At 66.3% G+C, this 14,612-nt stretch carries 8 protein-coding genes; 1 reads left to right on the forward strand and 7 read right to left on the reverse strand.

Annotated elements, in window-relative coordinates:
• Positions 1-314 precede the first annotated feature (314 nt).
• The 3 genes from C8271_RS11475 to rplJ all read right to left on the reverse strand — a co-directional run bounded on the left by C8271_RS11475 (position 315) and on the right by rplJ (position 7,152).
• Positions 315-5,828 carry a S8 family serine peptidase gene (locus C8271_RS11475; RefSeq protein ID WP_170957876.1) on the reverse strand — a complete coding sequence of 1,838 codons (5,514 nt, stop codon included), beginning with the start codon at positions 5,826-5,828 and terminating at the stop codon, positions 315-317.
• A gap of 269 nt (positions 5,829-6,097) precedes the next feature.
• Positions 6,098-6,490 carry a 50S ribosomal protein L7/L12 gene (gene rplL / locus C8271_RS11480; RefSeq protein ID WP_106507401.1) on the reverse strand — a complete coding sequence of 131 codons (393 nt, stop codon included), beginning with the start codon at positions 6,488-6,490 and terminating at the stop codon, positions 6,098-6,100.
• A 146-nt stretch (positions 6,491-6,636) separates the two neighbouring features.
• Positions 6,637-7,152: a 50S ribosomal protein L10 gene (rplJ, locus tag C8271_RS11485; RefSeq protein ID WP_106507402.1), complete on the reverse strand. Its 516-nt coding sequence runs from the start codon at positions 7,150-7,152 to the stop codon at positions 6,637-6,639.
• Positions 7,153-7,949: 797 nt separating this feature from the next.
• Between rplJ and adhE the strand changes: the two genes are divergently transcribed.
• Positions 7,950-10,724 (forward strand): bifunctional acetaldehyde-CoA/alcohol dehydrogenase, encoded by a 2,775-nt coding sequence (gene adhE, locus C8271_RS11490; RefSeq protein ID WP_106507403.1) that lies wholly within the window; start codon positions 7,950-7,952, stop codon positions 10,722-10,724.
• A gap of 359 nt (positions 10,725-11,083) precedes the next feature.
• Here adhE and C8271_RS11495 read toward each other — a convergent pair whose 3' ends face one another.
• From C8271_RS11495 to nusG, 4 genes are all read right to left on the reverse strand, one after another.
• A complete protein-coding gene (locus C8271_RS11495) occupies positions 11,084-12,004 on the reverse strand; it encodes a hypothetical protein (RefSeq protein WP_106507404.1) in 921 nt (306 codons plus the stop codon).
• Between the two features lie 305 nt (positions 12,005-12,309).
• Positions 12,310-13,029, reverse strand: a complete 720-nt coding sequence (gene rplA, locus C8271_RS11500; RefSeq protein WP_106507405.1) for a 50S ribosomal protein L1 — start codon at positions 13,027-13,029, stop codon at positions 12,310-12,312.
• Between the two features lie 5 nt (positions 13,030-13,034).
• Positions 13,035-13,466 carry a 50S ribosomal protein L11 gene (gene rplK / locus C8271_RS11505; protein WP_106507406.1) on the reverse strand — a complete coding sequence of 144 codons (432 nt, stop codon included), beginning with the start codon at positions 13,464-13,466 and terminating at the stop codon, positions 13,035-13,037.
• A 211-nt stretch (positions 13,467-13,677) separates the two neighbouring features.
• Entirely contained in the window at positions 13,678-14,565 is an 888-nt protein-coding gene (nusG, locus tag C8271_RS11510; RefSeq protein ID WP_106507407.1) for a transcription termination/antitermination protein NusG, read from the reverse strand.
• Positions 14,566-14,612 lie beyond the last annotated feature (47 nt).

Below are 14,612 nucleotides of genomic sequence, written 5' to 3' on the forward strand. Positions count from 1 at the left end.
CACAAGGGGTGCGTGAACACCGGTCCATCCGCGTCGGCCGCCATATGCCTGGCGCGGAAGGCCGAGCCTCTTGCCTATCTGTCTCGAGCGGGCCCGGATGGGGCCCGGCGGCAGGAACAGCTCAGTACGGTGACAAGGATGCAGGCCTGCAGGCGTGTGAGTCAAGCAGGCGCGCCATCACAGCCAGCCCGCGCGCCTCATGCCTCACCGGGCTCCATCCCCCCAGCCGACGGATCCGGCCACACGCCTGAATGCACGACGCGGGCCCTGCCGTCGAGGCGGGACCCGCGTCATGCACGGTACGGCGCAGCCGCTCAGTCAGCGGTCGTGCCGCGCTTGCGACGACGTACCAATGCTGCGCCGCCGGCCACGGCGAGCAACGCGAGCACTGCGAGGCCAGCAACCTCAACGCCGGTCACGGCGAGCGGGCCGCGAGCCCCGGGGGTAGGACGGTCGGTGCGAGAACCGTCGCCCGAGCCACCGCTGTGCTCGCCTCCGCGACCACTGCCCTGGTCATCACCCTGGCCGTTACCGCCCTGGTCACCACCCTCGTTTCCGCCCTGGTCATCGCCAGGTGCAGCCGGTTCCGTGATGCGGTAGGTGGCGTGGGACGGACCCGTGAAGGTGAGCACCCCATCAGCGAACGTCGCACGCACCGGCACCTCGCGACCGTCCTCAAGCACCCGCGCCACCGCGCTGCCCTCCACACCGGGCACCGTGATCACGGCAGACAGGGAGGCATGCTCCGTGCTCATGGTCAGCGTGCGCACACGCCCATCGGCCGTGATCGATGCCGAGAGCACATCATCGGAGCGGAAGGTGGAGGTGGCTGTCACGTCGCCGTCGCGCAGCGTGATCTCCTTGAGGTTCACCGTCACCGTCACCTCACGCTCGGCGGTGCGTCCCTGATCGTCGGCGGCGAGCACGGTCACCGTCTGCTCACCGGGAACGAGCACAGTGCCCGGGGCCAGAGACAGCTCGGCACCGGCAGCCGTCGCCGCCTTCGCGTCGCCGTCGAGCTCCGTGCCGTACTGGTCGAGCACGAGCTGGGCAAGCGCACCCTGGTCCGCAAGCTGTTCGCGGTGCACCTCCAGCGAGACCGAGTCCTCACCGGTGATCGACAGCACCGACGGGATCTCGAACACGCGAGTCTGGGTGGTCATGTTCCCGGCCAGGTCCGTTGCGACAACGCTGAGGGTGTACCGGCCCGGTGCGAGATCAGCAGTGGCGAGCGTCGTCTCCAACGCCGTCTGCTTCGGTGCGGTCTGCGCCGCCGCCACGGACACGTCGCCCGGCGCCGCCGCGTCCTCAGGAGCGTTCTGCGCAGAGCCCTCAGGCGTATCCGCTGCCGCACCCCGGGCCGACGCCGCGGAGTTCGCCGTGGCCTCATCGCCGCCGCCATCAGACGGGGCCGGGGCCTGGTCCTGTGGGGCCTGCTCGTCTGCACCCTGTTCCGCGAGCAGGTCGCGGCTGTCCACCAGCACATCCTCGACGGCCTGCTCACTGGTGCTGAGGTCGGTGGCCTGATCGGCGATCACCTCACCGTTCAGGGTGACCCGCTGAGTGGCCAGGTGATCATCCGTGGAGGTGATGGTGATCTCGCGGCCATCCTCGACGATCTCGTCGTCGGCCACCTGGTCGATGCTCACGGTCGGAGCGTCCTGGTCGAGCACCACCGGGATGCCGGCCAAGAGAATGTTGCCGTTGGCGTCCCCGTACTCCAGGAGCAACGTGTCGCCATCGGCCACCGTGAGATCAGCCGAGAACTCGCGGCGGTTGGACTGCTCGCCCGGGGATCCCCTGTCGAAGCGTTCGATCACCACGGAGTCATTCAGGCGCAGGCCGTAGCCCCAACCGTCATCAGAGGCGGTTCCGCGGAACGCGACCTCTGGCGTGGCGGTGTAGAGCGTCCCACCGATGAGCGTCGGCTCATCGACCGTCAGGGTCGGGGCGGTCACGTCGAAGAAGAAGCGCACACCGCGGTCAAAGCGGACCTTGCCCTCCTTGTCGGTGATGATCATCCGGTACCCGTTCTCGCCGGTGCTCATCGGAAGGTCGACGCTGAACGTGCCGTCCTTGGCGATGGTCGCCGGGATGTCCTGCGGCTCGGGGTAGGTGCCGTCCTCACCCAGGCGCACCTCCCGGCGCAGCACGATCGAACCGGTGTTCTCCCCCGCCTTGCCGGTGAAGGTGAACACGGAGCCGTCCTCGTTGACATCCGGGGTGTTGCCCGGGACGAAGCAGGCGCCCTGCTCGAGCAGGCACTCGACGTTCGTCTCCGTGGGCAGCGTGAAGGCCGGCAGCGGCGCCTGGCGACCAGAGATCGGGACCGTCATCGGAGCGGAGTTCTGTCCGTCGGTTCCGGTGAGCACGAAGGCGTGATCCTTGGCCCCCGGGGTGACGGTGACCTCGAAGCTGCCGTCGGCGGCGACGTCGACCGGTGTGGTCTTGCCGGCGGCGGTGAGTTCGAGACCGAGCTGAGCACCCTTGCGCTCATCGGTGATGGTTCCACGCACGAGCACCGAGCCGTTGTCGTCGAGCACGGCCGCGCCGGCGTCATCCTTCGGCATGTCGGTGATCTTCACGGTCGGAGCCGTGGAGTCGTACGTGACGGTGAGCGTCTGTGAAGCGATCACCTGGCCGTCGGCGCCGAGCCCTTCGACCAGGATGTCCTGGGTTCCTTCCGTGAGGTCGACGCCATCGCGGAAGCGCCCGTTGGCCGAATCAACCGGCTTCTGGCCCGCAATGCGCACGGCGGTGATGTCAGAGGAGACGAAGCCGGAGACCACGAGCTTCCCGTCGGAGACAACTGCCGACTTCGGGCCGAGCACCTCCTTCTGCAGCTTGTCGGCACCGGCCACGACCACCTGGGAATCGGTGAAGACCTTGCTTGCGACGCCCAGGTTCAAGCCTGCGTCGACGGAGGCGACCGTCACGAACGGCACCTGTGCGGGATCGACCTCGACGGCGTAGGTGCCGTCACCGCGATCAACCACCGGGATCTCGTCGCCGGCAGCGTTCGTCACGGTCGGGGTCTCCAGCAGTCCGGAGCCGTTCTCGACCACGGAGAAGGTGAGCACGTTCTGCTCCACGGGGCCGAACGTGATCTCGGGAGCGGTGGCGTCCAGACCGAACTCAACGTCGGTGGTCTGCCACGGGTAGTCCTCGCTCAGGCGAGCGGAGACGCGGTAGGTGTAGCGCCCATCAGGCAGCGGCTCGAAGTCGGCGGTCTGGGGGTTCCAGATCGTCCCGTCGAAGGTCGCGCCGGTCCACTGGGCATCACCCGGGTTCTCTGCACCCATGTAGTCGCCGAGCAGCGGACGGTACACGTCCTGCTCCTGGCCGATGGTCTTGATGACCTTCTTGTTCGCATCGAGGATCTCGTAGCGGACATCGGTGGCGTTGCGCATCATGGCCATGTTCATGGCCACGATGTCCATGTCACCGTCGCCGTTGGGCGAGAGCCAGAACTCGCCGAGCTCGCTGGTCAGCGGGATGGTTGCACCGCCCCAGCCGGTGAGCAGCTGCGTCTGGACGTCAAGGTCATCCGTGAGCTTCTCACCCGGAGGAAGGATGATGTTCTCCGCGTTCCAGTCACCGGCAAAACCCAGGTACGGGACGGCGAGATCCACCTGGTCGGCGGCATCGGAGGCAAGCCGCAGCCATCCGCCCATGAAGTGATCTCCTCCGGCCTCCGGGGTGACCGTGACGTCGACTGTCGCCGTGCCCCCGGCCGGCACCGTGATGGAGGAGGCGCCGACCGCAAGAGTCCCCGAGGAGACCCTCACCGTGGTCGGTTCACCGGCGGCGTTGGTCTCAGCGAGCACCTGCTGGTCAGCGGGCACCGTGAAGGTGCGCGGCTGATCACCCGTGTTGGTCAGGGTCACGGTGAAGGATGCTGAACCGTTCACCTGTCGCAGCGCGGCTGCTGCCGTTCCATCCACGGTGGCGATGACGTCGGTCGCAAGGGCCCGGTCCACCTGTGCGAGGCCGGCACCCACCTGACGCGGCGAGAACGGGACGCCGTTGTCATCCGTCGGGATCAGCGCCGTGTTCATGAGCATCGTCTTCGCAAGATCGACCCGCGCGGCCCCGGTCACGTCAGGGCGGGTCTGCTTCAGGTGCTCAAGAACGAGAGCCAGCACGCCGGCCACGTTCGGGGACGCCATGGACGTGCCGGAGTTCGGACCGTACGTGTCGTCGTTGTACGTGGAGTAGACGCCTCCGCCGATGCCGGCGATCTCCGGCTCGAAGTCGAGCGTGGGCGTCGCACCCCATGACGTGAAGGAGGACGGCTCGAGACCCGTGGGGTTCTCGGAGAGCATGAGGTCCTCGGTGATGCGGATCGTCGTGCCGCCCGCGGCGATCTCCTCGCGCATGGCAAGGCCGGCCGAGCGCGGGACGATGATGCCGGGGATGGTGAACTCCTCCACGCCGGCCATGCCGAAGGTGGCTTCTCCCCCGTCCTCGTGGTTGTACATCACCACGCCCGCGGCGCCGGCGTTGATGGCGTTCTCGTACTTCTCCGTGAAGGTCAGTCCGCCGCGCTCGATCAGGGCGTAGGCACCGTTCAGGTCGCGGCCAGCGATGCCGGCCTCATCGCCGATGCCAATGTCGATGACCTCATGGGCCTGGTCATCGGGCTGGCCGGTGGCGAGCTCATAGGCGACCTGCTTCTCGGGATCGCCGTGGTAGGCAACGGCCTGGGTGAGCTCGGTGTTGTCCAGGGACGCCACCGACAGGGCAGACCCCTGGGTCGAGGGGGAGCCGACGGTACCGTCATCGTGCAGTCCCAGAGCGTCATCCGGCCCACCCGTCGGGGAGAAGTTCTGGCCATCGTTACCTGCCGCGATCACCGTGACGACCCCCGCTTCGCGGGCCGCCTCAATGGCGATGGAGGTGCCGTTGGAGGTGTTCTTCAGGCCGTTCGGCGAGCCGAGCGACATGTTGATGACGTCCGCATCGAGCTTCACGGAGTCCTCGATCGCTGCGATGATGTCGGAATCCGCGGCGCCACCGCCCTGGTTGGAGAACACCTTCATCGCCAGCAGCTGAGCATTCGGGGCGATGCCGTCGATGCGGCCGGTCTCGACCACGTCCCCGGCGTCATCGCCGGGCGAGCCGTTCGCGGCGGCAATGCCGGCGACGTGCTGGCCGTGGGGAGTCGCGGCGGTGTCCTTCACAACGAAGGATTCATCGGCGTAGTTGTAGCCGGTGGGCACCTTGCAGGTGAAACCGCCCTCGGCGGCCGAGTTGATCTCCTGAATCTTCGCGGCTGCGCAGTCATCCAGGCGCATGTCGCGGTGGCCCGGATCAATGCCGGAGTCGATGATGGAGATGACCATGCCGGTGCCATCCACACCGTGGTCACGGAACGCGGCGGGCACGCCGTGCACCTGGCGCGCCGTGTGCTCGGCGCGCTCATAGACGCGCTCACGACGCACGGACTGGACCTCGGGCTCAAGCGACAGCGCGCCCAGCTGCGACGCCGGGATGGTGGCAGACATCCCGTTGAACAGGTAGCCAAACTGCCGGTCGATCGTGAGGTCGTAGCGGTCAGACCAGCGGGTGATGAGCTCTTTCTGCGCGGAGAGCGAGGCCGACTCGCCCGACTCGGACGGATTCGACGGCTGCTTCTTCAAGGTGATGAGCACCGGGATCCGCGGCTCGGCGCTCGGGCGCTCGCCATCCTTCTCCATCGGAGCAGGGGGCACCGGCGGCGCCTGCGGCAGCGCAGGCGCAGCGAGCGCGGGGCCTGTCAGGCCCGCGGCTCCCAGGATGAGGGCGCCACCGAAGGCGGCAAGACGGCGTACGGGATTCAAGCGCACGGGGGACTCCGGGGAATGGGGAACGGATGACGTGTGCCGCGTCACTGCGGTCTAAGCCTTCAACCTAAGCGGTTCCCGCCCCGGAGGCGTGCTGTTCAGCACATATGGACGGTCACGGTTCGGATACGACCGCTCCCGGAGCCTGTGTGGACAACTGCGTGTGCCCCTATGCGCCTGTGCCGAACGACAGCACGGGCCGCCCCGCAGATGCGGGACGGCCCGTGGTGATCGAAACGATCAGGATGCGCTCGGGATCAAGCGCGGCGTCGTCACTTGACGGTGACGGAAGCGCCAGCGCCCTCGAGCTGCTCCTTGGCCTTCTCGGCAGCGTCCTTGGCGACCTTCTCCAGGACCGGCTTGGGAGCCTCGTCCACGAGAGCCTTGGCCTCCTTCAGGCCGAGGCTGGTCAGGGCGCGCACCTCCTTGATGACGGCGATCTTCGCGGAGCCAGCCGACTCGAGGATGACGTCGAACTCGTCCTTCTCCTCCTCGGCAGCGGCCTCGCCACCGCCACCGGCGGCAGCACCGCCCGCGGCGACAGCCACGGGAGCGGCGGCGGTGACCTCGAAGACCTCCTCGAACTGCTTCACGAACTCGGAGAGCTCGATGAGGGTCATCTCCTTGAAAGCTTCGATGAGCTCGTCGTTGCTGAGCTTCGCCATGGTGGCGTTCCTTCCTGTTGGTGGGACATCGTCCCGGCTTCGGATGCGGCGCGCACGCGCCTGGGTCATGCGGTTGGCTCGCCGTGTGGCGGGCCTCGTTCAGCGCTGACGCGCTGGGCGGATCAGGCAGGGGTGAGCCGGATGGCTCAGGCCTCCTGCTTGGCCCGCAGCGCGTCCACGGTGCGTGCCGCCTTGGACAGCGGTGCAGCGAACACGGCGGCGGCCTTGGACATCGACGCCTTCATAGCGCCAGCAGCCTTGGCCAGCAGAACCTCGCGGGACTCGAGGTCCGCGAGCTTCGTAACATCGGCCTCCGAGAGCAGCTTGCCCTCGAAGTATCCGGACTTGATGACGAGCTGTTCGTTCTCCTTGGCGAAGTCACGCAGGGCCTTCGCAGGCTCCACCGGCTCACCCTTGATGAAGGCGATGGCGGTGGGGCCCGAGAGCTGACCCTCGAACACGTCGATGCCAACCTCGCGGGCGGCGATCTCCGTGAGCGTGTTCTTCACCACGGCGTAGGTCGTCTCCGAGCCCAGCGACCGACGCAGCTGCTGCAGCTGCTGGACGCTGAGGCCGCGGTACTCGGTGATGACGGCCGCGTCAGACTCGCGGAAAAGCTCCGCGATCTCGGCGACGGCGCTCACCTTCTCGGGCTTCGCCATGGCCCTCCTTCCAGAGGTCTCGCGCCACCGGGTGAAGCTCCAGACACGGAAAAGGCCCCGACACGCAGGTGCCGAGGCCCGGTGCGCACACGACGCCAGGCTCCCCACAGGGGTAACGGCGCGAATATGCGACGGTCTTCTCACTCACCTGCGCAGGCCCTCCCCGTGCGGGGCGCTTCGGTCGACTCCGGGAGGAGCCGACGACCGGCGGTCTTCGGTGCCGCCCACTGTATCCGTCCCGCTGCGCACCGCGCTACCGTGCAGACGGGCGACGTGGCTCACAGCGCATACCGCGCGCGGCGCACCGTCAACGCACCACGAGGCGCGTGATCACCGTGCGCGGCGCAGCAGCCGCTGCCATAGCACCCCACCCTCGGCGCCGTACGAGCTGTACGGGCTGCACAGGCACCGCGATATCAGCGCGTCAATCCAGGACGATCGTCCCCCGCGCACATCACGCCGCTCATCACCCCCAGCGACCGCCAGTCCGTGCGGCTCGTCCCCCAGCGCACACACTGCCAGAGAATCCCCTGGTCACAGCGGGACCACAGTCCCCGGCGTGAGCATGTGACCTGCAGCGCACACGGCCCGACCTCCGCGCGGCACAGCGACCTCAAATTGCCGCTTCGACAATAAAGAATGCGCTGACCAGCAAGTTCTCACCGCCGCCACCAGCCTGCGCGAAACGCTGGTATGCGACGCGAATCTCTCGTAGCGTCATGCTCGACGGGTCCGGCCCACCGCGAGTTCGCGGAGGCACCCAGAGCTCCGGGCTCGCATGACACAAGGCGAAGGACATGACTGAGAAGAAGAAGCAGCCCCCCGCCACCGATGCCATTGCATCGATGATCGACGATCTGGCCGCGAAGGGCCAGGCAGCCCTGAAGGCCTTCGACGCCTTCGACCAGGAGACGATCACCAACATCGTCCACCACATGGCACTCGTCGGCGTGGACCAGCACATGCCCCTTGCGCGCCTGGCCGTGGACGAGACCGGTCGCGGTCTGTTCGAGGACAAGTGCGTGAAGAACATCTTCGCGACCGAGTACGTCTGGAACTCGATCAAATACGACCGCACCGTCGGCGTCATCCATGAGGACAAGCAGACGGGCGTCACCGAGATCGCCGAGCCCGTCGGCGTCGTCGCGGGCATCACGCCGGTCACGAACCCGACCTCGACCGTCATGTTCAAGTGCCTGATCTCGATCATGACCCGGAACCCGATCATCTTCGCGTTCCACCCGAGCGCCCAGAAGTGCTCCACCGCCGCTGCGCGCGTGATGTACGAGGCAGCCATCGCCCACGGCGCGCCGGAGAACTGCATCCAGTGGATCGAGCAGCCCTCCGTGGAGGCCACCGGCCAGCTGCTGAACCACCCCGGTATCGCCCTTGCTCTGGCCACCGGCGGTTCCGGCATGGTGCGCGCGGCGTACAGCACAGGAAAGCCCGCGCTCGGCGTGGGCCCCGGCAACGTGCCGGTCTACATCGAGAAGACCGCGAAGATCTCGCGCACCGTCAACGACCTGCTCATCTCGAAGACCTTCGACAACGGCATGATCTGCGCGTCGGAGCAGGCACTGATCATCGACGAGTCGATCTCCAAGGACGTGCTCACGGAGTTCAAGGAGTACGGCGCCCATGTGCTGACCAAGGAGGAGAAGAAGAAACTCGCCTCCTACATGGTCACCGATAACGGCTCGATCCTCGCGAGCGTGGTGGGCAAGTCCGCCCTCGAGATCGCGGAGGCCGCAGGTATCGACGTCGCCCCCGGCACGAAGATGCTGCTGGTCAAGATCGACGCTGTGGGCGAGAAAGACCCGTTCTCCCGCGAGAAGCTCTGCCCGGTGCTCGCCTACACCACGGCGAAGGACACCGAAGAGGCCATGCAGCTGTGCGAGCAGATGCTGGAGTTCGGGGGCCTGGGCCACACCGCCGTCATCCACACCTCCGACAAGGAGATCGAGCGCGCGTTCGGTCTGCGGATGAAGGCCTGCCGCATCATCTCCAACTCCCCCAGCGCACTGGGTGGCATCGGCGACGTGTACAACGGCCTGATCCCCTCGCTCACCCTGGGCTGCGGTTCGTACGGCCACAACTCGGTCTCGCGCAACGTGAGCGCCGTCGACCTGATCAACGTCAAGCGCATCGCTGAGAGGCGGAACAACATGCAGTGGTTCAAGGTGCCGCCGAAGACCTACTTCGAGCGGTACGCCGTCCAGTACCTGCAGAAGATGCCGGCCATCGAGCGCGTCTTCATCGTCACCGATCCGGGCATGGTGAAGTTCGGGTACGCCGACATCGTCATCGATCACCTCAAGAAGCGCCGCAACGACATCACCTGGGCCATGTTCAGCGACGTCGAGCCGAACCCCTCCTCGGCGACGGTGTTCAAGGGTGCCCAGCAGATGCGGGACTTCGAGCCGGACTGCATCATCGCGCTCGGCGGCGGCTCCGCGATGGATGCCGCCAAGGGCATGTGGCTGTTCTACGAGCAGCCGGAGTCCAGCTACTTCGGCATGAAGCAGAAGTTCATGGATATCCGTAAGCGCACGTACCGCTTCCCGAAGCTGGGACAGAAGGCCGAGTTCGTGGCGATCCCGACCACGTCGGGCACCGGCTCCGAGTGCACGCCGTTCGCGGTGATCACGGACTCGGAGAACCACGTGAAGTACCCGCTGGCGGACTACGCGCTCACGCCGACGGTCGCGATCGTGGACGCCCAGTTCGTGGATACGGTGCCGCGTCGCACCGCTGCGGATTCCGGCCTGGACGCGCTCACCCATGCGATCGAGTCGTACGTGTCGACCATGGCCAGCGACTACTCGCGCGGTCTGTCCATTCGTGCGGCGCAGCTGATCTTCGAGAATCTGCGCCCGGCGATCCTCGAGAACGACCTGGACGCCAAGGAGAACATGCACAACGCTTCGGCGATGGCCGGTATGGCCTTCGCCAACGCGTTCCTAGGCATCGTCCATTCGCTGTCGCACAAGTGCGGCGCGGAGTTCGACATCGCGCACGGCCGCACCAACGCGATCTTCTTGCCGCATGTGATCCGCTACAACGCCACGAAGCCGTACAAGCACGCGATCTTCCCGAAGTACGACTCCTACCGGGCGGATAAGGATCTCGCGGACTTCGCACGGTACATGGGCTTCAAGGCGTCCACGGTGGAAGAGGGCGTGCAGTCGCTGATCGACGAGGTCACCAAGCTCGCTCAGGACCTCGGTATCGAGATGAGTCTGAAGGCCAACGGCGCCACCAAGGAGCACCTGGATACCGTGGTGGACGAGCTCGCCTACCGCGCCTTCGAGGACCAGTGCACCCCGGCCAACCCGAAGGAGCCGCTGGTCGCTGAGCTCAAGGAGATCATCTACGACGCCTTCGAGGGCGAGGTCGGTTACTGCAAGAAGAACAACGTGAACGTGGTGGCACCTGCCGACGCCGACGCGGTCACGCTTGCCCTGCCGATCGACGGCACCGTTGATCCGGAGCCGGTGGACGCCACAGCGGATACAGCCCAGGTTGTGGATCACGTCGATCCCGAGGTGGAGCGGGAGCAGGGCAAGGCCTGACCCCAGCAGCCGTGGCTGGCGGGAACAGGCACGACCTGAACCCGCCACGCACGAACGATGAGCAGGGCCCGTCACCGGTGAACCGGTGACGGGCCCTGCTTCTGGCCTCGCCCTCCACAGGCTTGCGGCGGGGGATGCTGCTCTGCGGTACCTACGGGGGCGTCACGTCACTCTCGCTATCGTCTTCCGGGACACATCAGAAGTAACCCGTGATTACCCCCCGTGTTATCGCGCGCGAATTCACATCGAAACGCCGCGATCACATCGAGCTCACCTGCGCGGGCACAGGAAAACGAAAGCGGCGGGGTGGTCATGAAACCACCCCGCCGCTTCGCGTCAGAAGGGACCAGAGTACGAGATCAGAAGATGCCGTCGTACCCGTAGGCGAACCCGCCCACCCGCGGCGGGTGCGCGTCAGAGATGTAGTTGCCCACCTTGTCCGAGCAGATAGTCGTGCCGACGCTCCATGCGGTGTTTCCGCCGGGCAGTTTCGTATTCTTGCCGTTGTTGTTCCACGTGGTCGTTCCACTGAGCTTCGGGCCCGAGAACACGAAGCTGCTGTTGATGGTCGTGTGCTTCTTGTAGTACTCCTGGCAGCTCGTCAAGAGCTTGCCGCTCTGGTCGTACCACCCGGCGTTCGGATTGAGCTTGATGATCGACTCGAGGGTCGGCGCAATCTGCGGAGCGCGGACAAGCTCGGCGCACACCACCGCGCCCGGAGGAGTCGCGCCGAGGGAGTTCGTGCTGGTCAGCACCATGTCGGCCGTCGAGTCCTTACCACTGCCGGACCCCAGGATCTTGCTGCCAGCGGCGGCGTCCCACACCCACTCCACCGCGGGGTAGGTGACGCCGTCCCGGGTGTAGGTGACCATCTGACGCTGCCACGCGCCTCCGTAGCTGGACGTGATCACGCTGTTGTTGTAGAAGTCCTTCTGCCAGCCGCGCTTGTCATTCCAGGTCCGGTCCAGGGTGAAGTACGTGAGCTTGACCCTCAGCTGGCGACCGCCGGTGACGATATCGTACGGCGTGTTGTTGTTGATGTTGAGGTAGGGCCGAAGTCCCGACTGGCCGTTGAGAGCGCTCACCGTGTCCACGGTCCAGTAGGCCACGAGGGACTGGTTCGTCGCATTGAAGGCGTCGTCGATCGCGCGGGTCACGCTATTAGGACAGGTGGAAGCGGCGAAGGCAGGGGCGACGGTCACCACGGCGGCGGTGGGGACGGACCAGGCGACACCCTTAGCAAGCGCCCGGCGCGAGAAGTTCGTCTGACGAGCGGACATGGGGATTCTCCTGGCTGGCATCGAGATCGACAAGCGCATGAGACAGCTCGGTATCAGATTATACCGTGTCTGCTTAATCCCGCCACATCTCGCCCGGTCACGAATCTCGCATCCCGCGTCACATCCCACTCTCCCCACGCCTCTGCCCAACACTCGCTGCACCCCGGATGCGCCCGATCAGCACCTCGTCTCGCCGATCCGCTCCTGCTCCCGCCGAGCATCCCCGCCGCGCACGCCGGAGCCCTCGTTCACCACGTGGTGAACGAGGGCTCCGACAGTAGCTCTCGGCGGGTCAGCAGCCGACCTCAGCCCTCGTCCGAATCCTCGGTGAGGTTGCGGGTGCGGTTCACATCCACGGGGATGCCCGGGCCCATGGTGGTGGACACGGTGATCTTCGAGATGTAGCGGCCCTTGGAGCTGGCCGGCTTCAGGCGCAGGATCTCGTCGAGCGCTGCCACGTAGTTCTCCACCAGCTGCTTGTCGGTGAAGGAGACCTTCCCGATGATGTAGTGGAGGTTCGCGGCGCGGTCGGTGCGGAACTCGATCTTGCCGCCCTTGATGTCGGACACGGCCTTGGCGGTATCCATGGTGACGGTGCCGGTCTTCGGGTTCGGCATGAGGCCGCGGGGGCCGAGCACGCGGCCCAGCTTGCCCACCTTGCCCATGAGGTTCGGGGTGGCCACGGCCGCGTCGAAGTCGGTCCAGCCGCCAGCGACCTTCTCGATCAGCTCGTCGTCGCCGACCTCGTCGGCGCCGGCCTCACGAGCGGCCTCAGCCTGCGGACCCACCGCGAACACGATCACGCGGGAGGTCTTACCGGTGCCGTTGGGCAGATTGACAGTGCCACGCACCATCTGATCCGCCTTACGGGGATCCACGCCCAGGCGCATCGCCACCTCGACCGAGGCGTCGAACTTCGCGGGGTTGGTCTTCTGCGCCAGACGCACGGCGTCAAGCGGGGAGTAGAAGCGGCCCTCTTCGATCTTGGCCGCGCCGTCCTTGTATGCCTTGCTGCGGAATGCCATTGTCGTCAGTCCTCCACCGTGATGCCCATGGAACGTGCGGTGCCGGCCACGATCTTGGCGGCAGCCTCAATATCGTTCGCGTTCAGGTCAGGCATCTTGGTCTCCGCGATCTCGCGGACCTGCGCCTGGGTGATCTTGCCGACCTTGTCGGTGTGCGGGGTGGAGGACCCCTTCTGCAGGCCAGCGGCCTTCTTGATCAGCTCGGCGGCCGGCGGGGTCTTCGTGACGAAGGTGAACGAGCGATCCTCGTACACCGTGATCTCGACCGGCACGATGTTGCCGCGCATGTCCGCGGTGCGATCGTTGTACGCCTTGACGAACTCCATCATGTTCACGCCGGCAGCGCCGAGCGCGGGACCCACGGGCGGCGCAGGGGTGGCCTGGCCGGCCTGGATCTGGAGCTTGATGATGCTCGCGATCTTCTTCTTGGGAGCCATTGCTCTTCCTTCTGTGTCGTGGTCCGGGCGGAGCTCATCAAGCGCTCCTCCCACTGGGCGCCCGTCATGCACCGCGCGGGTGCACAAGGGCACTGTGCGACGCTACCTGCACGTCGCGACGGCGTCGAGGCCCGCCAGGAGTGATCTTCGTCGGATCACCGCGGGATCAGATCCCGAACGCGCGGCAGGCTCAGCGCCGAGGTCTGTTCGCTCAGATTTTTGCGACCTGGTCGAAAGCGAGCTCGACCGGCGTCTCGCGCCCGAAGATGGACACGAGCACCACGAGCTTCTGATGCTCGGTGTTGATCTCGGAGATCGTAGCGGGCATCGTCTCGAAGGGCCCGTCCATGACGGTCACGGACTCGCCCACCTCGAAAGCAGGCATCTTCTGCGGCGCACTCTTGGCGGACGACGAAGACGACGAACGTTTCTTCTCCGGCAGGCCAACGGACGGAGCCAGCAGCGAGTAGATCTCGTCGAAGGTCAGCGGCGTGGGATCAGTGGCGTTGCCCACGAACCCGGTGACACCGGGGGTATCGCGCACCACTCGCCAGGACTGATCGGTCAGGTCCATGCGCACCAGCACGTAGCCGGGCACGCGCACGCGCCGCACGACCTTCTTCTGGCCGTTCTTGATCTCGGTGGCATCCTCCATCGGAACCTCGACCTGGAAGATGTACTCCTCCATGTCCTGGGTCTCGATGCGTGTGGTGAGCTGGGTGCGCACACGGTTCTCGTGACCGGAGTAGGAATGGATCACGTACCACTCGCCGGGCGCGGAACGCAGTTGACGCTTGAGCGCCACCAGCGGGTCCTCTTCCGGCTCCTCGTCCGCAGCCACCTGAGCGTCAGCGCCCGCCTCATCGGACGGTGCCGACTCCTCTGCCGACTCTGCTGCGCTCGCGTCGTCCTGGTCGGTCTGCTCCTCGGCGCCCGCGGCCTCCTGTGCAGCAGCGAAGGGTGAGTCCTCACCGGCGACGGCGTCGGTCTGCTCACCCTCCGGCGCCTGCTCGGAAGCCTGAGGGGACGACGAGAACGACAGGGTGTCGTCGATGTCGTCGTAGGAGTCCTCGTGGGGTGCACTCTGGTCACTCGCCACCGTGAACCTGCTTTCTGTGGGGCCGGGGTCTGTTGCAGCTGCGCCTC

Origin of the sequence: Brachybacterium timonense (genome assembly GCF_900258505.1) — a bacterium.
GTDB lineage: Bacteria > Actinomycetota > Actinomycetes > Actinomycetales > Dermabacteraceae > Brachybacterium > Brachybacterium timonense.

Excerpts from the sequence above, each read along its gene's own strand:
- rplJ (WP_106507402.1), bottom strand. The coding sequence starts at position 7,152 with ATGGCGAAGCCCGAGAAGGTGAGCGCCGTCGCCGAGATCGCGGAGCTT.
- rplA (WP_106507405.1), bottom strand. The coding sequence starts at position 13,029 with ATGGCATTCCGCAGCAAGGCATACAAGGACGGCGCGGCCAAGATCGAA.
- rplK (WP_106507406.1), bottom strand. The coding sequence starts at position 13,466 with ATGGCTCCCAAGAAGAAGATCGCGAGCATCATCAAGCTCCAGATCCAG.
- rplL (WP_106507401.1), bottom strand. The coding sequence starts at position 6,490 with ATGGCGAAGCTCAGCAACGACGAGCTCATCGAAGCTTTCAAGGAGATG.
- C8271_RS11495 (WP_106507404.1), bottom strand. The coding sequence starts at position 12,004 with ATGTCCGCTCGTCAGACGAACTTCTCGCGCCGGGCGCTTGCTAAGGGT.
- adhE (WP_106507403.1), top strand. The coding sequence starts at position 7,950 with ATGACTGAGAAGAAGAAGCAGCCCCCCGCCACCGATGCCATTGCATCG.